Below are 23,810 nucleotides of genomic sequence, written 5' to 3'. Positions count from 1 at the left end.
GGAGATGACGCCCGCTCCACTCAGCGCGAACTTTTGACAATTGTTGACGCCACTAAATCAGCAAGATCAAAAGTAAGCAATAAGAATTAAATTGCCGAAATTGAATGTTTTCAGGCGTTTAAAAGCGTGAATTAATACCTTGTAAGCAAGCGCCGCGCTCCCATAATCGCGCTCCTCAGTTTTCATTTGGTCACAAATGAAGCTGCGGCATGACAACTGTGAGGGAGCGTAAGAGCGATGAATCGGCACTTGCACCGCGTGGTCTTCAACGCGGCCAGAGGGATGCGCATGGTGGTCCAGGAAACGGCCGCCAGCACTGGCAAGGGCGCCAGCAAGACAACGGCGACGACCGTTTCCGCAGCCGTTGCGGGCGCGCTGATGGCGATGTCGGCACAGGCGCAGATCGTCGGTGCCCCGAACGTTCCCGGCAATCTTCGCCCGACCGTGCTGATGGCGCCGAACGGCGTGCCGCTGGTCAACATCCAGACGCCTTCCGCCACGGGCGTCTCGCGCAACGTCTACAACCAGTTCAGCGTCGGTTCGAACGGCGCCACCCTGAACAACAGCCGGGTGAATGTGCAGACCCAACTGGGTGGGTTCGTTCAGGGCAACCCCAATCTGGCCACAGGCCCGGCGCGCATCATCCTCAACGAGGTCAACGGCGGAACGCCCAGCCAGCTTCGCGGCTACATCGAAGTGGGCGGCCAGCGCGCGGAAGTGATCATCGCGAACCCGGCGGGCATCAGCGTCGACGGTGGCGGCTTCATCAATGCCAGCCGCGCCACGCTCACCACCGGCACGCCGCAGTTCAACGCCGTCGGCGGTCTCGACAGTTTCCTGGTTCGTGGCGGGACCATCACCATCGATGGTGCGGGCCTCGATGCCAGCAAGACCGACTATGCGGCCATCCTTGCGCGCGCCGTGCAGGCCAACGCGAGCATCTGGGCCAGCGAACTCAAGGTGGTGACTGGCGCGAATCAGGTCAGTGCCGACCATACGCAGATCACCCCCACGACAGGAACGGGCGCAGCACCGACCTTCACTCTCGATGTGGCGGCCCTCGGCGGCATGTATGCAGGAAAAATCACGCTTGTGGGCAATGAGGCCGGCTTGGGCGTACGCAATGCCGGCAACATCGGCGCGAGCAACGGCAATCTCATCGTCACAGCAGCGGGGCGTCTTGAAAATACTGGCACCCTCGAAGGCACACGCGTAGAAATCTCCGGTGCCAGCGACATCGACAACCGGGGCGGCACGATCCGCCAGACCAGCAGCGTAGGCCTCGGCATCACTGCACCGGTCCTTTCGAACACCAACAGCGGAGTTATTGGTATCGAGCCGGCACCAACGCCGACCGCTGGCTCGGCAGGCAGCACGAGCACCGGGAGCGGCTCCGGCACAGGCGGCACCACCAGTCCAAACGTTTCCACCACGGGAACCAGCTCCGGAACGGGTTCAGGCTCCAGTGATGCAGCTTCGCCGGCACCGGCACCGTTTGTCCCCACATCGCCTGGCACCATCACCGCGGCGGGAACGATTCTGAACGACGGTGGCCGTATCTACGCTGGTGGTCCGATCGCGCTGCAAACACCGCAGATCAACAACGCGGGTGGCACTTTGTCGGTCGCCAGCATGGCGGTCACCGGGCCCAATTTCTCGAATGCTGGTGGCACTCTGAACGTCAGCCAGAGCTTCGGCGCAAACGTCGGCACCTTCGACAACACGGGTGGCAAGCTCAATGCGGGAAGTCTGACCATTGCCACCAGCGGCGACCTGATCAACACCGACGGCGTGCTGACAAGCGCTTCCGATGCCAACCTTACGGTGGGTGGGAGGGCTGAGAACGCTCGCGGCACGATCTCGGCCACGGGTGTGCTGACCGCGAACGTTGTTGGCGCCACCACCAACAACAGCGGCACGCTGACTTCAAATCAGACGCTGAGCCTGAACACCGGCTCGCTGGAGAATACTGGCGGTAGCGTTCAGTCTGCACAAGCCGGTGTACAGCTTGGCGTAGCCAACACACTGACCAACGGCGGTGGCGGCAGTATCAGCGCGGCCACTGATCTCGGCATCCAGGCCGGCTCGCTCACCAACGGCGGCAGCCTGCGCGGGAGCAACGATGCCAATATTGCGGTTGGCGGGGCATTGACCAACGACGGCAGTGTCACGGCAGGCCGCAACACGACGATCACTGCTGGCAGGGTGCACAGCGGTACGTCCGGTGTGCTCGGAGCTGGCGCCCAGGGCGACGGCAAGCTTGGCGGTGTGGGTGACCTGCGTGTGACCTCCTCCGGCGCCCTGGTCGCCAACGGCTCCAACATCGCGGCGGGCAATGCCGCGCTGCAAGGTGCGAGCATCGATCTGTCGACCAGCCAGACCAGTGCGACCAACATCGCAGTCACGGCCACTCAGGGCAATGTGACCACCAGCAACGCCACGGTCGTCACGCCAGGCACTTTGCGCATCACGGCCAATAGTCACGCGGCGCAGACCCTCGTGAACGACGCTGGCAAGCTCAATGCCGGTCAGTTGCAAATCAACGCCTCGAACCTCGCCAATACGAACGCGGGCGAGATCGTGCAGACCGGCACGGGCGCGACGACCATTGCGACCAGCGGCACCTTGAACAACGACGGTGGTCGCATCGCCAGCAATGGGCAAGACCTCGCGCTGCAAGGCATGGCCATCACCAGCAACGCGGGCAAGATCGAGCACGCTGGCACCGGCACGCTGACCATTGCGGGTGGCAGCTTCAGCGGCACCAACGGCCAGATCACGACGAACAACGCGCTGGCGGTGGCGTTGTCGAGCGCCTTCAATCAGGACGGCGGCAAGACCAACGCCAAGCAGATCGCCATCGATGCGGGCTCCTTGAGCAACAAGGGAGGCCAGATCGTCCAGACCGGCGCCAACGCTACGCGCATCACCGTGATCGGTGCGCTGGACAACGGCAATGCGGGTGCCATTGCGAGCAACGGCAACACGACTATCGCTGCCGGTAGCCTATCGAATCAAGGTGGCTCCATTCGCGTTGCAGAAACCTCCAGCCTCGCTCTGAACGTCGGCGGCCTGCTCGACAACAGCAACAAGGGTGTGATCGGCGCGGGCGGCAGCACCACCATTGCGGCGGGTAGTCTCAACAACAACTCTGGCAGCGTGACGGCTGGTGGCGACCTCGGCGCCACCATTGCGGGCGCCGCAACGAACGTGGGTGGCACGCTCGCGGCCAATGGCAACACCACATTGAGCGCCGGCAGCCTGGACAACAGCGCTGGAACGACTGCTGCCGTCAACGGCAATCTGGGTGTCACGACCACGGGCCAGACGATCAACAACGGTGGCACCCTGCAAGCCGGTGGCATCACCACCTTGAGCAATGGCGGGCTGCTGAACCAATCGGGCAAGGTGTTCGGTGACAGTCTGAGCGTGGACACCCGCGGCAACGCGCTGGACAACGGGGCAAACGGCACGATCGCCGCGACCACGACGGTCGCCGTCAGCTCGGGCGCTCTGACCAACGATGCCGGCCTGATCCAATCAGGCGGCGCGATGACCATCAACACGAACGGTCAGAGCCTGAGCAACGCCAATGCGGCAGGCTACCGCAACAAGCAGGGCGGCATCACCAGCACCGACACGCTCGACCTGAAGACGGGAGCGGTCAACAACACAGCCGGCTTCATCGGCTCGAAGAATGCGCTTACCGCCGACACGCAGGCTTTCACCAACACAGGCGGTGGCCTGGTGCTCGGCCAGTCCTCGGTAGCGATCAACACCCATGGCGCGAGCTACAACAACACCGCGGGTAAAACGCAGGCGGCGAGCGACGTCTCGATCAGTGCCGGAGACATCCAGAACTCCAGCGGCCTCGTGCGCTCGCTGACCACGACGACGTTGAATGCCGGCGCCATCGTCAACACGGACACCCAAGGTACCGACCAAGGCGCCGAGGGCAAGAACGTTGTCATCGGCGCCGGTACGCTGAACAACGACGCGGGAGCGATCCGTGCTGATATCAACGCCACCGTTACCAGCGGAGGTACTGTCAGCAACAAGAGTGGCCTGATCTCGGCCGGCGACACGCTGGCCATCGTGGACCCGAATGCCGCGAATCCCGGTGCGAAGACGCTGAGCCTCGTGAACACGAACGGCACACTGGTGGCCGACAAGAGCCTGAAGATCGACGCCAGCGCCTTCAGCGGCGACGGCAAGGCGGTTTCGGGCAAGGATCTGAGCATTGCGCTCATGCAGGACGTGGTCAACAACGGCGAGGTGGCCGCCAACGGAAATCTCAGTTACTCCACCTCCGGCAACTTCACGAACAACGGCAAGCTGCTGGCGGGCCAGACCCTCACGGTGGGCGGCAACAATGTCGACAACACCGTCAATGCGGAGCTATCGGGCGCGAGCACCGTCGTCAATGCCAGCGGCACGCTGACCAACCGAGGGCTGATCGACAGCCGAGGCGCAACGCAGATCAACGCGGGCACCCTGAAGAACATCGGCACTGGGCGAATCTACGGCGATGCCGTCTCCATTGGCGTCGGTACGCTCGAGAACGACACCGAGACGGTCAACGGCGTGACCAAGGCGGGAACCATTGCCGCACGCGACACCCTGGATATTGGCGCTGGCACCATCACCAACCGCGAGCATGCGCTCATCTTCAGCTCGGGAGACATGTTCATCGGGGGCGGGCTGAACGCCCGCCGCCAAGCAGCCGGTCAGGGTGGAACGCTCAACAATCTGAGTGCCGACATCGAATCGCTGGGCAACATGGATATTTCCATGGCCACCGTCAACAACCGCGACGTGCATATCCAGTTGGGGGCGCCCAAGGTCACATCCGAGGTTCTGACCGGCATTGCCCCGAAGACGCTGGTCGGAAGCGGCATCGGCAGGACCACGACTTACCCGTTGAGCGAAGTCAACGTCGATCCGGCCAGCGGTTCTGTGTTCCGAAAGGACACCGGTGAACTCGTCGGTATCGGCGGCTACGCCATCTGGACCAATAACCTCACGGTCACCGAAGACACTGCGACCAACATGGACCCTGCCCGCCTTGTCGCGGGCGGCAACATGAACGTCAATGGGCGTCTCTACAACGAGAACAGCCAGGTCCTGGCCGGTGGAACGATCACCGCGACCAGCTACGAGTCCAGCCAATTGACGGGCCAGCGCACGGTCACAGGCCTTGCGAATGTGATCGACAACCAGGGCGTCGTACAGGGAGTCAACATCCCGATCTTTACCGCGCCAACAACGGTCTCCCTGGGGGCCTACAAATACCAGGAACACATCAACGCCAACCAAGGCTATAGCGCTGGAGTCGCGCCGGTCGGTGGTGCAACGGGGAATGCAGGCGGTACCGGCGGCGTGAGCGGCGGCAACGGCCCTGGCACCATCGTAGAGGTACCAGCCAACGTCGGTGCGGTCGTGAAGACGTCTGGCACTACGGCAGGCACGGCCGGTGCTGCTGGTACGACCGGTGGCGCCGGAGCCAGCCAGACGGTGTCCATGGTCGTTCGCACCACCACGCCGAACATCGGCATTCCCAACGCCAGCCTGTTCAACATCCGTGCGGGTGGCGGCTACCTGGTCGAAACCGATCCGCGCTTCGTCAACTACCGCAACTGGCTGAGCAGCGACTACCTGCTGAACAGCCTCGGCTTGGACCCCAACAACATCCTCAAACGCCTGGGCGACGGCTTCTACGAGCAGAAACTCATTCGCGAGCAGGTCGCACAGCTCACGGGGTATCGCTATCTGGACGGATACAGCAACGATGAAGAGCAGTACGCCGCGCTGATGAACGCAGGCGCGACCTTCGCACAGCAATACGGCTTGCGCCCTGGCGTGGCCCTGACGGCAGCGCAGATGGCTCAGCTCACCAGCGACATCGTTTGGTTGGTCGAGCAGACCGTGACCTTGCCCGACGGGACGACGCAGCGGGTTCTGGTGCCACAGGTCTATGTGCGCGTACGACCCGGCGACATCGACGGGTCCGGGGCGCTGCTGGCGGGCAACCAGGTCAAGATCGATGGCAAGGACAACAACCTGGTCAACACGGGCACCATTGCCGGGCGCCAGTTGGTCAGCATCAACGCCAACACCATCGACAACCTGGGCGGCCGCATCAGCGGTGGCCAAGTGGGGTTGAAGGCCCAACTCGACATCAACAACCTTGGTGGTGTGATCGATGCCAGGGACAAGCTGACCTTGGAGGCTGGGCGCGACATCAACGTCCGCACGACAACGGCTTCCGGTCCGCTCGGCAACACGGGCATCGACCGTGTCGCGGGGTTGTATGTGACGAACCCTGGCGGCACGTTGGTCGCGAGCGCGGGGCGCGACATCAATCTGGTCGGTGCCATCGTATCCAACCAAGGAGGAGGTGGCCTCACCTCCTTCAAGGCAAAGAACGATATCAACCTGGGAACTGTCACCACGTCCTCGGCGATCCTCGCCTTGGGAGAAAAATGGAGTGGCTACTCCATCACAAACAAGGAAGTCGGCACGACGATCACGACCAATGGCACCACGCTCCTGAATGCCGGCCGCGACATCAACGCTCGACAGGCCACGGTCGATGCGGGCAACGGCCTGTTGAGCATGCACGCCGACCGCGACATCAACATCGCGTCGGGGCAGACCGATGTGTCGGGTGCTTTCATGCGCCAGTGGAAGGAAAAGGGGCTTTTCAGCCGGACCGACAACACGCTCTCCGGCGAATACAACTTCAGCGCCAGCGTGGGAAGCCGTTTCTCGGGCGGAGTCGTGTCCATGGATGCCGGCAGAGACATCAGCATCGAAGGCTCGCACATCAGCGGTACGCAAGGTGTGGCGATTAGCGCCACCAGAAACCTCGCCATCGTCGAGGGCCGCAACACCGGAAGCGTCAGCGCCGAATTGCAGAGCAACAAGAAAGGCATCGGTGGCCTGACAGGATTGCTCGCTGGCACACCGACCATTCCGTCGCTGCCTTATGGCAAGGCCACCACCACAAGCGCTAGCGTCCAGACTGACACGGCGTCCGCAAGCACGATCACCAGCAGCCAGGGAGGCGTGCTGCTCCAGGGAGGCAGCGTCTTCCTTCAGGGGGTGCAGGTCGATGCAGCCAAGGACATCAGCATCAAAGGCGGCAATGTCGTCATTCAGGCCGCGACCAACAGCAGTTCGGTCACCGGGTCGACCAATTCGCGCACCAAGGGCATTGAACCGGGCCAGATCCTCTGGCACGACCCCAGCACAGGTATCAATGCCCGCAAGGCGACTGAGACCAAGGTCGAAGACAGCAGTCTGACGCGCACGACCCTCAACGGCGCGAACGTGTCCATCGAGGCCGTTGATACGCTGGCCATGGCGGGCACGACGGTGAACACGCCCGGTACGCTGAACTTGCAAGCCGATCAACTGCTTCTGGGCACCCAGACCACCGAGCACAGCGAACAGACCACAAGCCAAGGTCGCGACTTGGCCTACCAAAAGAACAAGGACAAGGGGCAGACCGACCAGACCACCAACTACAACCAGTTCAATGCTGGCAACCTGACGGTCACCGCAAACCACATCCAGGCTGGTCTGGGCGCCAGGGATAGCGTCGAACAGTTGGCCAAGCAGCCGGGCATGGGCTGGGTGGAGCAACTGACGAACGACCCCAAGCTCAAGGACAAGATCGACTGGCAGAGGGTCGAAGAGGCCCACAAGACCTGGAACTACGACCAGCAGGGGCTGACGCCGGAGGGGGCGGCCATTGTGACGATCGTGGCCGCGTACTTCACCGCAGGCGCGGCCTCCGAGATCGGCGCCGGCGTTGGCGAGGCGGCAGGTACAGCGGCGACTGGCGGCGTGGCTGCTTTGGGTGAAGGCGGATTCATCGCGGCAGGAGGCATGACTATTTCCACCGCGGTGGGCGGTGCTGTGACCGCAGGCATCACGGCGCTGGCCGGGCAGGCGGCGGTTGCTCTCATCAACAACCAAGGCGATCTCGCTGGAGCTCTGCACGACCTAGGCAGCAGCGCCAATGTGAAGAACCTGCTGACAGCCATCGTCACTGGAGGCGTGCTCGGGGCGATGGACCTGAATCCGACTGGTTCACCGACGCTGAACGGTGGGGCACAGCCGCTTGTTGATCAGTTGCGGCAAAACCTGACCGCGGGCGCTGCGCGGGCGGTGATTGGAACGGCGATCAATGGGGGGAGTTTTGAGCAGAACCTGAAGGACGGCCTGAAGAACGCGATTCTCGATACCGTGGCTGCACAGACGGCATATGAGATTGGGAATCTGACTCAGACCGGTGTACTTGACGATTTCACCAACAAGGTCGCACATGCAATTGCGGGTTGCATGGTCGGGGCTGTGCGGGCGGACAATGCGGCCGGGTGTGGTGCCGGTGCCTTGGGGGCCGCCATTGGCGAGTTGGCTGCCGAGACCTATGGCAAACATGCGGACACGACCCAGTTCGCAGCCATGATTTCTGGGCTTGCCGTTGCCATCACGGGTGGTGACGTTGGGCAGATCACCCTTGGCAGTCAAGCGGGATCCAATGCGGCTGCCAACAACTACTTGAATCATACGGAGGCGGCAAAACTGAACGCCGCCGCAGGCGCTTGCGCAAAGGGGGATACAGAGCAATGCCGAGTGGCTCAGCGGCTAATGGATACGAGCATCGCGCGGGACGCCAAACTCACAGCTGACTGCCAGGCAGACCCCAAGGGCAGTGCATGCGCGGCAGATATCGTCGATTTCAAGATCGCGCAAGCTTCTTACATCGGCACGAGCGATATCCGAGGCGGGTCGGCGGCGTTCAAGTATGCCCAGCAAACAACGCAATGGATCCCAGTGGGATCGCTGCCTGACGTTCAGCCCGGCGAAGTATTTCATGGCTGTGGCGGCCCGACAAACGTCTGCGTCGTAACAAATATCCAGGACGAGCACGGGAACTACATGTTCCGTCCCGCCACGACTGCTGAAGCTCACGACGAGAGCCTTCGACTTGTCTCCATCGGACGCGATGCGATGATTCAAGGCGCAATCAGCTACGGGTTGGATACGGTTGCAATGGCTGCTGGTCTACGCGGCGGTGGTTCCGGTCCTGCCGCTACGCAGGAAGTCGCAGGCTACCGAGTCGTCAATGGCACGGTGGTTGATGCAACCGGGCAAACCGTCGGTAGGGTCAACCCTTCCACGGGAGCACTGGAGCCTGCCGCTTCGCCTGCATCGTCCCAAGGAACTTCTTCGCGCGGATTTGCGCCCGGGTATGCGGCTAATGCTGATGGGACAGTCAGTGGGCCTCGTGGTGGGGTGTATACGCCGACAGGCGTTGTCAACTCCGAGGGGGTTCCCATCTTCCGAGACGCTTCGGGCGGGTATTACACCCTGGACGCAGCCTCAGGTCGAACGCCAGTTCCTAGCCCGATGACGACAAACTCGCAGATTCAGCAGAACTGGACAAACGGACGCGCGTTCCAAGAGGCACTCAACAGAGCAACCGGCTTGCCGGAAAATACGCAGCGAATAACTGTCACGCTTCCGGATGGGACTATCGTGACAACGGTTCCGGACAACATGGGCCGCCCTGCGGGCATCGTGGAAGCTAAAACTGATCGATACCTTACGATGAGTGATCAGTTGCGAGCTCAAATGCAAGTTGCCATAAATACCGGCCAGCCTTATACCTTGGTCGTAAGTGAAAACACAGCCAGCATTGCCCGGCCGGTTCTCGACGAAATCCGGCGAATCGGCGGATCGGTCTATAGATTCGATACGACCACTCAAACCCTTACAGCAATCCCGACGAGATAATTTTGTCAACTATTAAAATATCCATTAATACCAAAATTCCGACGGCGAATTGGGAAATTGGGAAGGCAGTTCTTGAAGCTTTCTCGAATACCAGTGAGAAACTTTTCCCTGAGTTTGTCTCATGGAAACAGCCAGTTCGAACGCCTGTCAAGAGCATTGAGGAATGTCAAGAGCATTGGGCGCCGCTCTCCAGCTACAAGGATGCAACTGGAGTTCACTCATTTGCGACGAACATGCTTTGGAAACGTGCTAGCGCACTCAAAAGCGATTGGCATGTGATGCACACGTCATCGAGCAATGGCGTCGCCAAATTGCATGGCGTTCTGCTTTTTTCCATTAAATTTAATAAATCTGTCGACTTCTTCGGTTTGTTCAAGAGGCTTTGCCAAATCTTGAATCCTGAGGTTGCCACTTTGCATCTATTCACTGAGATCGAGAGCCAAAAGAACCCCTATCCATGCTGGATTGATCGACAAGTCAACAGTGATGGTGTTCGTTGGGAGAGCGATCCAGCAGCAGGCGATTTTTTTGCCGGAGCTTTGCATCCTGAACGTGGAGAGGCAATTCCCAATCTTCCTTGGTCAATATATTTTGGTGCGGCTATCCGGGGAAAGTTTGACGAGAAACATGTTGCGGCGAGCGGTGCGCTGATTGAGGAGTTGAACGACGGATTGTTGCTGCGCGTTTCTTCCGAAATATCGGAGATAGAAAAGGATTTTGGGGGATTTTCAGAGCGCCGTGCCCGTATTAAGAGTCATTTCCCCAGAGAAATGTTTGTAGTAAAGCGCGAGCCAGTGATAAATGCCGGTTAAAGCGGGAGTGGTGTCAGCGCCGGTGTGTCGCACGGCGAAAAGAGGGGCTGTAGACCAAGGGCTGCTTTCACTGGCTACGTCAATCGGGTCTCGGACCAATCATCCAATTTCCATGCGCATCAAACTCTTGGCCTCACTTCTTGCATTCGGCTTTCTGGTGGGTTGCGCTCGATCTCCTGTCACGCCTGTGCAGCAAGCGCCGGTGGCACGCGTCATCGTGGTTCCCGTGGCGCCCATCGAGAAGATGCATACCGAGAACAAAGGCATCCTACTCGGCGTGCTGTGGCAGTCAGTGGCAGACCGCATCAAGAGTGCGGACTTCAATGAGCGTATGGAGGCCGCGCGAAAGGACATGGGACCGAAGTTCACGGCGGCGTTGGTTCGGCAGTTGGTAGCTCAAGGCTACGAAGCGCAAGTAGTCGAAGGTGCCTCGGGACGACCAGCACAGTCTGTGATCGATGAAAGCAAGCTGCCTCCGACCGACGCAGTGCTGCGTGTCTACCTCAACGAGGTCGGCATGTTTTCTGCCCGTTTCTCAAGGGACTATGTGCCGCGCGTCAACCTGAGCGCCTATCTGGTTCGAGGCGAGACGGAAGACAGCCTCTACAGCGAAACGCTCTATTACGGTGCCGACGCAACGAACGAGAACGCATCATGGAGCGTGCCAGCGAACCCGGATCATCACTGGTCGAGCTTCAGTGAATTGGTCGAGCATCCGCAGGAGGTCGCTCAAAGCTATGACCATGCGGTCAATGCACTGGCGACAAGGGTTGCCCAAAACATTCGCGCGCAGGTTTCACCAAGCACGGTGGTTGCGCGATCCGTAGTGCCTTAACTCCTACGTTGTGCGAATGATGTTGCACGCGCGGTCTTGAGCACTGCTTGCATCGCCGCTGTGTGGTGTGAGCATAAGAAATGATGAGGGAGAGAAATTGAGAACGAATTCGCGTGCCATGCTGGCCGGTGTACTGATTGGCAGTCCTCTGCTGGCTCAAGCGCAGGTGCCAAGTGCCCCGCAGCCTTTTGTTGAGCAGCAACGCCAGCAAGAGCGTGAACGCGCCCTGCGCGAGCAGAACGAACGCACCGTCGACCAGCGCCCGCAGGCTGCGCCACCCGCTCCGGCTCAGCGCATTCCTGAATCCGAGTCGCCATGCTTCCGCATCGACCGCGTGCGACTGGTCGGCGAGCAGTCCGAGTCCTTCCAATGGGCTGTTGCCGATCTGTCCGGCCCTGAAGGCAATGATTCGCCTGTCGGTCGCTGCCTTGGTACGGTCGGCGTCAATGTCGTCCTCGCCCGCGCCCAGCAAGCCGCCATCGCCCGCGGCTACGTCACGACCCGCGTTCTCGCAGCACCGCAGGACCTTTCAACCGGCACCTTGACGCTGTCGCTCGTGCCAGGCCGCATCGCCGCCATTCGCACGACCGCGGACTCCTCATCGACCTTGCTCGGCAGCCCAGCCTTACTCGCCTCCGCAATCCCAGCCCGCCCCGGCGACCTGCTGAACCTACGCGATATCGAACAGGGTCTGGAGAACCTGAAGCGTGCTCCGACCGCCGAAGCCGATATCCAGATCGAACCCTCGACCGCCCCCAACGCCAAGCCCGGCGACAGCGACCTCGTCGTCAAGTACGTCCAGTCCAAGAAGTGGCGCGTCACCCTAAGCCTGGACGACAGTGGCACCGAAGCCACCGGCCGCTACCAGGCCGGAGCCACCCTGTCCCTGGACAACCCCTTCGGCCTGAACGACCTGTTCTACGTCAGCGCCAACCACAACATCAACAACCACGTCTTCGGCGATCCGGCCAAGGGCACTGAAGGCCAGACCGTCCATTACTCGCTGCCGTATGGCTACTGGCTGCTGGGCCTCACGGCCTCGAACAGCCAGTACCACCAGAGCGTGGCCGGCCTGAACCAGGACTACGTCTACGCCGGCAAGTCCAACAACGCCGAGGTCAAGCTCTCGCGCCTCGTCTACCGCGACCAGAGCCGCAAGACGAGCATAGCGATCAAGGGCTGGCGCCGCGAGTCGCGCAACTTCGTGGACGACACCGAGGTCGAGGTGCAGCACCGCGTGGTCGGCGGCTGGGAGCTCAGCCTCAATCACAAGGAATACATCGGCGAGGCGACGCTGGAAGGCACGCTGGCCTACAAGCGCGGCACCGGTGGCTTCGGCTCGCGCGTCGCGCCGGAAGAGGAGTTCGGCGAGGGCACTTCGCGCCTGAAGCTCTACACCGCCGACATCAGCCTCAACGCACCGTTCAAGCTGGGCGAGCAGAAGATGCGCTACTCCGGCCTGATCCGCGCCCAGTGGAATCGCACGCCGCTGACGCCGCAGGACCGCTTCGCCATCGGCGGGCGCTACACGGTGCGCGGTTTCGATGGCGAGACGAGCCTGATGGGCGAGCGCGGCTGGCTCATCCGCAACGACATCGGGTGGGCCGCCGGGCAGAGCGGAGCGGAGCTGTACGTTGGTGTCGACTATGGCCATGTGGGTGGCCGCTCGACGGTCGATCTGCTCGGCCGCAGCCTTGCCGGCGCCGTCATCGGTGTTCGCGGCCAGTGGAGCAAGCTCAGCTACGACTTCTTCGTCGGCGCACCGATCAGCAAGCCCGAGGGCTATCGGACCGCCAAGGTCACGCTGGGCTTCAATCTCAATGCAAGTTTCTGATCAGAAAAACGAGGAAGAACCGAGTGAACAATCTCATCGATGGCGTCCGCCGACCGATAGCAAGGCCATCTACGACATTCAATGGCCCCGTCATGAGGGCGCTGACAGCCTTGCCTTTGGCCGCAGCACTTTGGGGTTGCGCCTCTCCTGCAGCTCGGGTTCCCGTCGAAACGGTTCGCTCCAACTACCAAAATCAGTTGGTCAAGCCTGGAGAGCCGTTCGCCACGCTGAGCGGCTACCCGTATAGCCACTACATGGATACGGCGTGGGCCGCCTACGTTCCTTCTCGCGTTGATGGCATTGCTACTGGCATCAGACAGTTTGGAGGCGCGAGCGTTGGCCTCTATAGCCCGCAGGTTACCCTTCTCAGACTCAAGATCCCACCGGGACGGCACAACGTTATGGTTTCTGGTGGGAAGCTCACGGGAGAGCAGACTTTGCTCAAGAACATTGAGTTCAAAGCCGGGGCGAACTACGTGATCACTGAAAAAACAAACGAAAAAGGAAAAAGATTCGTGCTGATATCGGCTTACCGTGCGGACACTCGGTTCTCCATCGATGAGAAGGAGCACTACCTGATCGATTCAGCGGCGCTCGCCGTGGCCCCCTTGGGGAGTACGGAATGAAGCGGTTCTTCCTTCTGCTGCTGGCCGTCGTGCTTGTCGGGTGCACCGCAATGCCGTTGTACAGAAGTGTCGACGAGCTCAAGGCGCGCGCCGAGCACCGCGTGACTCTCAAGACGGATCGCGATTTCGTGTTGGTGTACCGCGACGTCGGGCGTCAAGCCCGTAGAGCATCCGAAACGGTCAACAAAATGCATACCGGCGCTGCAAGTCTTGATATGCGAGAAACATCGGAGCTTGATCGTGCCGGAGGTCGAGGCACCGTGACGATGCTGCAAGGATATACAACGCGCATCGCCCACTATGAGATCACCAAGCTGCCATCGGGCGGCACCGAGGTGAACGCATGGTGGTCCCGTTTCAGCTCTATCTCCATTGAATTCTTGAAATCTGCCATGGAAGGAAAAACACCGCCAGGCGGCACATCAGAGCAGTCCGAGTAGGACGCGGAACCACTCTCGCTTCCGTCAACGGTGGCCGAATCTCTTTCCGCAGATCAAGAATGAAAGTCAAACTGAGAGCACATTGGTTCTCCATCCCGCTTCTCGCCGCGGCGGTGTTGCTGAGTGGATGCCAATTGGCGGGCTATCGCACCCCGGCTGAAGACGAGCCTCACGCTGAGCTCAGGATCGAAACAAGGGATCGCGTTCGCATTCTCTTGCTCGACGAGAAAGGGTGTATGACTCGCTCCCAGGAACTGGCGGACGGGCCATCGCTTCTAGGCACGGTGCCGTCGCGCGCCGATTCGTCAGCGGTGCATTTCCTGCGCGCGGATCAGGAGGCCATCATGGAATACGCGTCGGCGTCAGTTGGCAAGTTTTGTCGAATCCTTTTTGCGTTTCAACCGGAGAACGGCGCGAGGTATCGCTTGTCAGGCAACCGCTTCATCGATCCCAAGGGCGACACCTTCTTTGGCAAAGAAGTCTCGGCAGAGAAATGCGGTGTGTTCATGACGAAGGAGAACGCTGACGGATCGCAGATCCCGGTGCCGCTGCAGGGGCGATCTGCAGACCTTGTATCCCCCCTGTGCACCAGATTCATCACGCCTGAGGAGGTGCGTAGAAAGTATCCCCCGGCAGTTCCTCGGTTCTGACTGGCTCCTATTCGCTCAACACGACTGGCCGGTTCTTTGGAGACCTACGGCCGTGTCCGAGAACATAAGTGCGTGCGGCCAGTGAAGCAAGCTGAGCTACGACTTCTTCGTCGGCGCGCCGATCAGCAAGCCGGAGGGCTATCGCATCGCGAAGGTCACGCTGAGATTCAATCTCAACGCAAGCTTCCGACCAGCTATCGGGAAAACGACTCCACCGCGACGGGGATCACCGGCGCCTGCCATTGGTAGCTTCCCCCCAGCACATCTCGCTCAGCCCTCTGCCCGTCCCACCGGACCCCAAGCAGATTCATCAAGCTCCACCCCGCCCAATCAGCCCGAAAGGGCTGCTGCGCAGCCTCCGCCGACAACACCGGCGACTGACTATTGCGCCACACGACGGCCGGAATGCGGTAGCCCGAAGCAGTCGATGGACTGTGTCCCGCACGGTCGCTCACATGCCCCACCTCCTGCCCGTGGTCCGACAGATACATCCACGCGCGGTACTCGCCCGGCTTGCCCGGCGCGCGCGTCTGCTGCAGCAGCTCCGACACGACGAAGTCGTGATACAGCAGCGCTGCGTCGTACTCCTGCCGAAAGCGCCGCACCCAGGCCGAGCGCCCATCCTTGACCAAACCGTTCTCCACCGCATCGACGTTGTCGTCGAAAGGGTTGGCGTTTGCGGGAAAGCGCAAGCTGTAGTGCGGGTGCGCGCCCATCAGGTGGACGACGATGAGCTTGCGGTCGGTGCTGGTGTCGGCCAGTGCTTCCTGCACGCAGTCGAGGATCTCGCCGTCGAGCGAGGCGCTCGCGCGGCCGGGGGTGCGGTTGACCATATCGACGACGTCGGCAAGGCGAGCGTGCTGCTGTTCGATGGCGAGGTCGTCGTGGTTGCTGATCCACCAGACCTTGTAGCCGGCGGCGCGCGCGAGTGCGAGCACGTGCGGCGGGCTCTCGGCTTCGGGCAGGCCGAAGTGGAACATGTTACGCAGCGCGGGCAGGGTGCTGGCGTCCACCGACCACGCGTTCTTCAGCACCGCCATCTGGTCGCCGGTCTGGGCCTTGTGCGCGAGCAGGCGCGGCGTGGTAGGGCGGCCGTAGCCGTAGAGGGCCATGTTGTCGCGGTTGATGCTGTCGGTGATGACCAGTACGACGGTGGAGGGGGCGGCCTGTGTCATGACGGGCGCGATGGCCTTGGCCTGCGCCATCAGGCGGTCGCGCTGCTTCTGCTGGTCGGCCCAGGCGGAGTGCAGCGCGTGGAGGGAGTCGAACCACTGCGTCCAGAAGATCGCGGGATGCAGCCTGCGCCAGGGCTTGCTGGCATAGGCCACGCACGAGACCAGAAGCAGCAGCGCGATCAGCGCCACCATCCATCGCGAAGGCCGGGCTGAGACAGTCGTGCTCGCGATGGCGCCGCGCCGCGCGAACATGCCCACGAGCACGCCCGCCACGACCAGCACCGCGCCCCACACGGCGGCGGAGCGCCAGTGCATCCACAGGTACTCGGCGCCTTCGCGTGCATTGGTGTTGGCCGCGGCGCCCAGCACCATCGCGCCGTCTGGCGCGGCCTGGTAGGTGTCGAGCAGATAGGCGCGCACTGCGCCGTCGAGCGCGAAGCCCATCGCCCAGAGCCATACCAGCAGCGTGCGAACGCGCCGTATGCGCGCGCTGCGCAGCGGCCACGCGAGCCACAGCACCATCGGCAATGCGAGCACAGCGAGCTGCGCGATGCGGCGGCCGTCATGGCCGAGTGCGATGAGCGCCAGCAGTGTCGCGCCAACCACGCCGCAGGCGAGCAGCGCATTGCGCGACGGAGAAGCTTGTTGGGGCAGGGTGGTCAAGCAGGCGGCGCGGCGAGGCGAGTCGGGAAGGGCGGGCGCATTCTGCCCCTGGGATTGCGCGGCAGCCTTCAGTGCCCCGATGCCGGCGAGGCCCTTTGGCCGGAAGGTGCACTCAGGGATATCCCCGCGGAACTTATCGGGCCTCTGGTGCCCAGACGGGCTTTTCACTGTTCTGCATACAGAAAGGAACCTCCGCTCCATGCTCAGATTCAGCCGGCTCCCCGCGCTCCTGCTTGCTTTCGCTCTTTCGTGGGTGGCACTGCCTTCCGCGACCGCCGCGCAGACCCAGATGGTCAGCGCCGCCGTCAAGACGCTGAACATGCGCACCGGCCCTGGCCAGCGCTACGAGTCGCACTGGACGGTGACCAGGGGCTATCCGTTCCGCGTGATCGGCAGGAAGGGCGACTGGCTCAGGGTGAGCGACTTCGAGGGTGACAAGGCCTGGGTCTTCCGCCCGATGACCAACAAGACGCCGCACCATGTGGTGAAGGCCCAATCGGCCAACCTGCGCCGCGCGCCCGGCGTGCGCAGCCCGGTGGTGAAGAGGGCGGGCTATGGCGACGTGCTGCGCACCATCGAGCGGCGCGGCGACTGGCTCAAGGTGCGGCACGAAGGCGGCGCCACCGGCTGGGTGCAGCGGCGCCTCGTCTGGGGCTGGTAGGCCGCAGGCGGCGGATCAGGTCGCCGTGGCCTGCCGCACGGCGCGCTCCCAGCGCGCCATCGATTCCTCGGCCTGGGCGCGGCCCATGGTCGGCATGAAGCGCCGCTCGATCTTCCACAGCTTCGACAGCTGCCGCGCGTCGGTGTAGACGCCGGTCGAAAGCCCCGCCAGGTAGGCGGCGCCCAGCGCGGTGGTCTCGATGACTTCGGGCCGCACCACCGGAATGCCCAGCAGGTCGGCCTGGAACTGCATCAGCAGGTCGTTCACGCTGGCGCCGCCGTCCACGCGCAGCTCTGCCACGGGCTTGCCGCCGGCGGCCACGGCATCGCGGCTCATGGCCTGCAGCAACGCGGCGCTCTGGTAGGCGATGCTCTCCAGCGCGGCGCGCGCAATGTGTGCCACCGTGGTCCCGCGCGTGAGGCCGGTGATCGTGCCGCGCGCGTCGGCGTCCCAGTAGGGGGCGCCGAGGCCGGTGAAGGCCGGCACCATCATCACGCCGCCCGCGTCGGGCACGCTCTCGGCGAGCGACTGCACCTCGGCGCTGCCCTTGATGGCCTTGAGGCCGTCGCGCAGCCACTGCACAACGGCGCCGCCGACGAACACGCTGCCTTCCATGGCGTACTGCGGCTTCGCATCGGTCTGCGCGGCGCTGGTCACCAGCAGCCCGTTGTGCGAAGGCTGGAACTCGCCGCCCGTGTGCATCAGCAGGAAGCAGCCGGTGCCATAGGTGTTCTTGGCCATGCCGGCTTCGAAGCAGGCCTGGCCGAAGAGGGCGCTCTGCTGGTCGCCGGCCACGCCGCCGATGGGCAGCGTGTGGCCCAGCAGCGCGGCATCGGTGTCCGCGAGGTGCGAGCTGGAGGGCTGCACCTTGGGCATCAGCGAGGCGGGAATGTCGAGCGCCTTCAGCAGGTCGGCGTCCCATTCGTTGCGGTGCACATTGAAGAGCATGGTGCGCGAGGCGTTGCTCACGTCGGTCACGTGCACCTTGCCACCGGTGAGCTGCCACATGAGCCAGCTGTCGACGGTGCCGAAGGCGAGTTCGCCGCGCGCGGCCTGCTCGCGCGCGCCGGGCACGTTGTCGAGCAGCCAGCGCAGCTTGGTGCCGGAGAAATACGCGTCGATCACCAGGCCTGTCTTCTCGCGGATGGTGTCGGTCATGCCTTCGTCGCGCAGCTGCGCGCACAGCGGTTCGGCGCGGCGGTCCTGCCAGACGATGGCGTGGTGCACCGGCTGGCCCGTGGTGCGGTTCCACAGCACGGTGGTCTCGCGCTGGTTGGTGATGCCGATGGCGTGGATGTCGGTGGGCTTGAGCTTGGCCTTGACGAGCACCTCGCGCGCGGTGGCGAGCTGGCTGCGCCAGATTTCCATCGGGTCGTGCTCGACCCAGCCCGGCTGCGGGTAGATCTGCGTCAGCTCCTTCTGCGCGATGGCGACGATGTGGCCCTCGCGGTCGAAAACGATGCTGCGCGAGCTGGAAGTGCCCTGGTCCAGGGCGAGCAGGTAGGTGGTCGTCATTCGTTCTTGTTCCTTCTGTTCGTCTTCAGCTCTCGCGCGCGATCTCCAGGCGCACCTGGGCGGCGTTCAGCAGATCGCTGAAGGGCGCGGGCGGCTCGGCGTCGGTGAAGAGGCGGTCGATCTGCGAGAGCGTGCCCAGCTGGATCATCGCGGGTCGGTTGAACTTGCTCGCGTCGGCGGCCAGCCATACCTCGCGCGCCTGCGCGATGATGGTCTGTGCCACCTTCACCTCGCGCAGGTCGAAGTCGCGCAGCGAGCCGTCGGCCTCGATGCTCGACACGCCGATGAGCGCGATGTCGACCTTGAACTGGCGGATGAAATCGATGGTGGCCTCGCCCACGATGGCGCGGTCGCGCGGGCGCACCGAGCCGCCCGCCACGATCACCTCGCACGAGGCGTTGCCGCTGAGGATGGTGGCCACGTTCAGGTTGTTGGTGATCACGCGCAGGCCCGTGTGGCGCAGCAGCGCCTTGGCGATGGCCTCGGTGGTGGTGCCGATGTTCAGGATCAGCGAACAGTCGTTGGGCACCAGCTGCGCCACGCGGCGGGCGATGCGCGCCTTGCCTTCGGCGTGCAGCGTTTCGCGCTGCTGGTAACCGATGTTCTCCGTGGTCGAACTGGGCACGCGCACGCCGCCGTGGAACCGGGTGAGAAGCCCCTCGTCGGCCAGCCGCTGCACGTCGCGCCGCACGGTCTGCAGGGTCACGCCGAGCATGTCGGCCAGTTGCTCGACGGTGACGGAACCGCGCGCGCGCACGGTGTCCAGGAGGTTGATCTGACGGGGATTGGAGTTCACGGAGGCGTCGTGGAATGCGGGAAGACTGAGGCCAAGAGTACTCGGCGCGTCACTTTAAAGCGAACAAAAACGAATCCAACTAAGGGAAAACTCGGAGGAAAATCGCGCCAAAAGGAATCCAAATGAAAAAACTCGAAAATACAATGGCCGCCGTCAGTGACGAAAGTCACGCTTCAACGGACCCATCTTCTGTGAGCGCTATTCCTTCCGCTTCGCCCGCGCCGGCCACCGACTGCGACGTGCTGATCGTCGGCGGCGGCATCAACGGCTGCGGCATCGCGCGCGACCTCGCGGGCCGCGGCTGGCGCGTGGTGCTGTGCGAAAAGGACGATCTCGCCTCGCACACCTCGTCTTCCTCCACCAAGCTGATCCACGGCGGCCTGCGCTACCTCGAGTACTACGAGTTCTCGCTGGTGCGCAAGGCGCTGCAGGAGCGGGAGGTGCTGCTCAAGAGCGCGCCGCACATCATGTGGCCGCTGCGCTTCGTGATGCCGCACGACCCGTCGATGCGGCCGGCGTGGATGATCCGCATCGGCCTGTTCATGTACGACCACCTCGCCCGCCGCGAGGTGCTGCCGGGTTCGCGCAGCGTCGACCTCCGCGCGCACGCGGCCGGCAAGCCGCTGAAGGCGCAGTACAAGCGCGGCTTCATCTATTCCGACGGCTGGGTCGACGACGCACGCCTGGTGGTGCTCAACGCCCTCGACGCCAAGGCGCGTGGCGCCGAGATCCTGACCCGCACCCGCTGCGTGAATGCCCAGCGCGACGCCGGCGGCTGGACCGCCACTCTGCTGGGCACCGACGGCGCCAAGCGCACGCTGCGTGCCCGGGCGGTGGTCAACGCCGCGGGGCCGTGGGCCGAATCCTTCCTGCGCGGCGTGGCCCAGTCGGCCAAGGGCGAGGCGCTCGCCACCAAGAGCCTGCGCCTCGTGAAGGGCAGCCACATCGTGGTGCCGCGCCTCTTCGAGCACGACCACGCCTACATCTTCCAGAACCCCGACAAGCGGATCATCTTCGCCATTCCCTACCAGGACGAGTTCACGCTGATCGGCACCACAGACATCGAGCTCAGCGGCGACGACCCCGGCGCCGCGCGCATCGCGCAGGAGGAGGTCGAATACCTCTGCACCCAGGCCAGCCGCTACTTCGAGAAGCCCATCGTGCCTTCGGACGTGGTGTGGACCTACTCGGGCGTGCGCCCGCTGCTGGACGACGACTCGGGCGACCCATCGGCCGTCACGCGCGACTACATGCTGGAGTCGAACACCACGGCCGCGCCGCTGCTGTCGGTGTGGGGCGGCAAGATCACCACCTTCCGCAAGCTGGCCGAGGACGCCGCCGACGAGGTCGGCCGGATGCTGGGCCAGTCCGCCCAGCAGCGCCCGGCCTGGACCGACGGCGCCTTCCTCGCGGGCGGCGACCTGTCGTCCTGGATCGGCGCCGCCAGGCGGCCCGACGACGACTTCGAGCGCTTCGTCGAGGCCGTGCAGGCCCGTCATCCGTGGCTCGGCAGCCACCTGGCCCGCCGCCTCGCGCGTGCCTACGGCGCGCGCATCGCCGATCTGCTGGGCGATGCCAAGGCCATGGCCGACCTGGGCTGCGAAGTCGCACCCGGCCTGCACGAGCGCGAGCTGCGCTTCCTGCAGGACAACGAATGGGCCGTGAGTGCCGAAGACGTGCTCTGGCGCCGCTCCAAGCTGGGGCTGCACTACACGCCCGAGCAGCGCGAACAGGTCGCGCGCTGGCTGCGGCAACAGCCGCAACAAGCCCGCGCCGGCAGCAACTAGGCCGGACACAAGGGAAGAGAAGAGGAAGAGCGCCAATGCAATTGACACTCGAGCGCGTCACCAAGAAGGTGGGAGCGCAGACATGGCTCTACGAGCAGAGCATCGCGCCCAAGAGCGGCGCGGTCACCGTGCTCCTGGGCGCCACGCAGGCGGGCAAGACCAGCCTGATGAGGCTGATGGCGGGGCTGGACACGCCCACCACCGGCAAGGTGCTGGTCGACGGCAAGGACGTGACCGGCATGCCGGTGCGCGAGCGCAACGTCGCGATGGTCTACCAGCAGTTCATCAACTACCCGTCGCTCAAGGTGGCGGACAACATCGCCTCGCCGCTCAAGCTGCGCGGCGAATCGAACATCGACGCGCGGGTGAAGGCGCTGGCCGACAAGCTGCATATCGGCATGTTCCTCGACCGCTATCCGCAGGAACTCTCCGGCGGCCAGCAGCAGCGCGTGGCCCTGGCGCGCGCGCTCGCCAAGAACGCGCCGCTGATGCTGCTCGACGAGCCGCTGGTCAACCTCGACTACAAGCTGCGCGAAGGCCTGCGCGAGGAGCTCACGCAGCTCTTCGCCACCGGCGACTCGACCGTGATCTACGCGACCACCGAACCCGGCGAAGCCCTGCTTCTGGGCGGCTACACCGCCGTGATGGATGCCGGCGAGCTGCTGCAGTACGGCCCCACGGCCGAGGTGTTCCATGCGCCGCAGTCGCTGCGCGTGGCGCGCGCCTTCAGCGACCCGCCGATGAACCTGCTGTCCGCCACGGCCGCGGCCGGCCGCGTGCAGCTGGCCGGCGGCCCTGCACTGGCGCTGCCCTTGCCTGAAAGCGTTTCGGGCTCCGTCACCTTGGGCCTGCGTGCGAGCGCACTGAACGTCGACGCGGGGGAGGGCGACATCGCCCTGCCGGGAAAGGTGGAACTGGCCGAGATCTCGGGCTCCGACACCTTCGTGCACGTGGAAACCGCGGTCGGCGAACTGGTGGCGCAGCTCACCGGCGTGCACCGCTTCGAGCTGGGTGCCTCGCTCACGCTGTACTTCAGCGCGTCGCAAGCCTATGTGTTCGATGCCAGTGAAAAGCTGGCGCTGGCGCCCGCGTGGCGCAAGGGAGACTAGCCATGGCACGCATCGACCTCGACCTGGCCCACGCCTACCGCCCGAACCCCACGCAGGACAGCGACTACGCGCTGCTCCCGCTGAAGATGAGCTTCCGCGACGGCGGCGCCTACGCCTTGCTCGGCCCCTCGGGCTGCGGCAAGACGACCATGCTCAACATCATCTCGGGCCTGCTGGTGCCTTCGCAGGGCACCGTGACCTTCGACGGCCGCGACGTGACGCGTGCGACGCCGCAGGAGCGCAACATCGCGCAGGTGTTCCAGTTCCCGGTGATCTACGACACCATGACCGTGGCCGAGAACCTCGCGTTCCCCTTGCGCAACCGCAAGATGCCGGCCGACCAGATCAAGAAGCGCGTCGGCGAGATCGCCGAGATGCTCGACATGAGCGGCCAGCTCAACCAGCGCGCAGCGGGCCTTGCGGCTGACGCCAAGCAGAAGATCTCGCTCGGCCGCGGCCTGGTGCGCAGCGACGTGTCGGCGGTGCTCTTCGACGAGCCGCTCACCGTGATCGACCCGCACCTGAAGTGGCAGCTGCGCCGCAAGCTCAAGCAGATCCACCGCGAGCTGAAGCTCACGCTGATCTACGTGACGCACGACCAGGTCGAGGCGCTCACCTTCGCGGAGGAGGTGGTGGTCATGACCCGCGGCAAGGCCGTGCAGGTCGGCAGCGCCGACGCGCTCTTCGAGCGGCCGGCCCACACCTTCGTCGGGCATTTCATCGGCTCGCCGGGCATGAACTTCCTGTCGGCGCAAAGCGGCAACGGCACCATCGAAGTGGCCGGAACGCCGCTGGTGCCCACACGCGAACTGCCGCAGGGGCCGCTGAAGATCGGCATCCGCCCCGAGTACCTGCGCCTGTCGAACGCGGGCGCTGCCGGCGCCGTGCCGGCGGTTGTGAAGCAGGTGCAGGACGTGGGCACGCACGTGATGCTGACGGTGGAGGCCGGAGGCAGCCTGCTGAAGGTGCGCCTGCATTCGGACGACCGCTCGCCGGCGGTGGGGGACACGGTGTGGGTGAGGGTGCTCGATACCCACACCTGCTATTACAAGGATGAGGAGCTGGTCGCATGAGCGCAGTGCCGGGCCGCCCCAAACAAG

General features: G+C 63.6%; 14 protein-coding genes and 1 pseudogene. 12 read left to right on the top strand and 3 right to left on the bottom strand.

Going from position 1 to position 23,810, the window contains the following annotated elements:
• Nucleotides 1–258: 258 nt before the first annotated feature.
• The 8 genes and pseudogenes from ABL844_RS20695 to ABL844_RS20660 all read left to right on the top strand — a co-directional run.
• Nucleotides 259–9,807 carry a filamentous hemagglutinin N-terminal domain-containing protein gene (locus tag ABL844_RS20695; RefSeq protein WP_418131931.1) on the top strand — a complete coding sequence of 3,183 codons (9,549 nt, stop codon included), beginning with the start codon at nucleotides 259–261 and terminating at the stop codon, nucleotides 9,805–9,807.
• Nucleotides 9,808–9,809: 2 nt separating this feature from the next.
• The gene (locus tag ABL844_RS20690; protein WP_418128758.1) at nucleotides 9,810–10,619 is read left to right on the top strand and encodes a hypothetical protein; all 810 of its coding nucleotides are present in this window, start codon (nucleotides 9,810–9,812) and stop codon (nucleotides 10,617–10,619) included.
• Between the two features lie 112 nt (nucleotides 10,620–10,731).
• The gene (locus ABL844_RS20685) at nucleotides 10,732–11,454 is read left to right on the top strand and encodes a hypothetical protein (protein WP_418128756.1); all 723 of its coding nucleotides are present in this window, start codon (nucleotides 10,732–10,734) and stop codon (nucleotides 11,452–11,454) included.
• A gap of 118 nt (nucleotides 11,455–11,572) precedes the next feature.
• Nucleotides 11,573–13,288, top strand: a complete 1,716-nt coding sequence (locus ABL844_RS20680) for a ShlB/FhaC/HecB family hemolysin secretion/activation protein (RefSeq protein WP_418128755.1) — start codon at nucleotides 11,573–11,575, stop codon at nucleotides 13,286–13,288.
• Nucleotides 13,289–13,311: 23 nt separating this feature from the next.
• On the top strand, nucleotides 13,312–13,914 hold the full coding sequence (locus tag ABL844_RS20675) for a hypothetical protein (protein ID WP_418128753.1): 603 nt from the start codon (nucleotides 13,312–13,314) through the stop codon (nucleotides 13,912–13,914).
• Nucleotides 13,911–14,354, top strand: a complete 444-nt coding sequence (locus ABL844_RS20670; RefSeq protein WP_418128752.1) for a hypothetical protein — start codon at nucleotides 13,911–13,913, stop codon at nucleotides 14,352–14,354. The genes ABL844_RS20675 and ABL844_RS20670 overlap by 4 nt, the downstream gene beginning before the upstream one ends.
• A gap of 59 nt (nucleotides 14,355–14,413) precedes the next feature.
• Nucleotides 14,414–15,004: a hypothetical protein gene (locus tag ABL844_RS20665; RefSeq protein WP_126021786.1), complete on the top strand. Its 591-nt coding sequence runs from the start codon at nucleotides 14,414–14,416 to the stop codon at nucleotides 15,002–15,004.
• Nucleotides 15,005–15,089: 85 nt separating this feature from the next.
• Nucleotides 15,090–15,191 (top strand): annotated as a pseudogene (locus tag ABL844_RS20660) (peptide transporter); the annotation flags it as partial.
• 7 nt (nucleotides 15,192–15,198) lie between these two features.
• Here ABL844_RS20660 and ABL844_RS20655 read toward each other — a convergent pair.
• Nucleotides 15,199–16,842 carry a phosphoethanolamine transferase gene (locus tag ABL844_RS20655; protein WP_418128751.1) on the bottom strand — a complete coding sequence of 548 codons (1,644 nt, stop codon included), beginning with the start codon at nucleotides 16,840–16,842 and terminating at the stop codon, nucleotides 15,199–15,201.
• Between the two features lie 199 nt (nucleotides 16,843–17,041).
• Between ABL844_RS20655 and ABL844_RS20650 the strand changes: the two genes are divergently transcribed.
• The gene (locus tag ABL844_RS20650; RefSeq protein ID WP_184641263.1) at nucleotides 17,042–17,503 is read left to right on the top strand and encodes an SH3 domain-containing protein; all 462 of its coding nucleotides are present in this window, start codon (nucleotides 17,042–17,044) and stop codon (nucleotides 17,501–17,503) included.
• A gap of 15 nt (nucleotides 17,504–17,518) precedes the next feature.
• On the opposite strand, the gene glpK is transcribed toward ABL844_RS20650, so the two are convergent.
• Complete coding sequence (gene glpK / locus ABL844_RS20645) at nucleotides 17,519–19,018, bottom strand: glycerol kinase GlpK (RefSeq protein WP_418128750.1); 1,500 nt, start codon at nucleotides 19,016–19,018, stop codon at nucleotides 17,519–17,521.
• 25 nt (nucleotides 19,019–19,043) lie between these two features.
• Nucleotides 19,044–19,814, bottom strand: a complete 771-nt coding sequence (locus tag ABL844_RS20640) for a DeoR/GlpR family DNA-binding transcription regulator (protein ID WP_126021789.1) — start codon at nucleotides 19,812–19,814, stop codon at nucleotides 19,044–19,046.
• A gap of 122 nt (nucleotides 19,815–19,936) precedes the next feature.
• Here ABL844_RS20640 and glpD point away from each other — a divergent pair, with 122 nt between their 5' ends.
• The 3 genes from glpD to ABL844_RS20625 are packed head-to-tail and all read left to right on the top strand — an operon-like array spanning nucleotide 19,937 to nucleotide 23,783.
• Nucleotides 19,937–21,601, top strand: coding sequence for a glycerol-3-phosphate dehydrogenase (gene glpD / locus ABL844_RS20635; protein WP_418128749.1), 1,665 nt, complete (start codon nucleotides 19,937–19,939; stop codon nucleotides 21,599–21,601).
• A gap of 35 nt (nucleotides 21,602–21,636) precedes the next feature.
• Nucleotides 21,637–22,710: an ABC transporter ATP-binding protein gene (locus ABL844_RS20630; RefSeq protein ID WP_418128748.1), complete on the top strand. Its 1,074-nt coding sequence runs from the start codon at nucleotides 21,637–21,639 to the stop codon at nucleotides 22,708–22,710.
• A gap of 2 nt (nucleotides 22,711–22,712) precedes the next feature.
• Entirely contained in the window at nucleotides 22,713–23,783 is a 1,071-nt protein-coding gene (locus ABL844_RS20625; protein ID WP_126021792.1) for an ABC transporter ATP-binding protein, read from the top strand.
• Nucleotides 23,784–23,810: the final 27 nt, after the last annotated feature.

The organism is Variovorax sp. 278MFTsu5.1 (genome assembly GCF_048305045.1).
Lineage (GTDB): Bacteria > Pseudomonadota > Gammaproteobacteria > Burkholderiales > Burkholderiaceae_C > Variovorax > Variovorax guangxiensis.
This window is presented reverse-complemented; position numbering and strand designations above follow the sequence as displayed.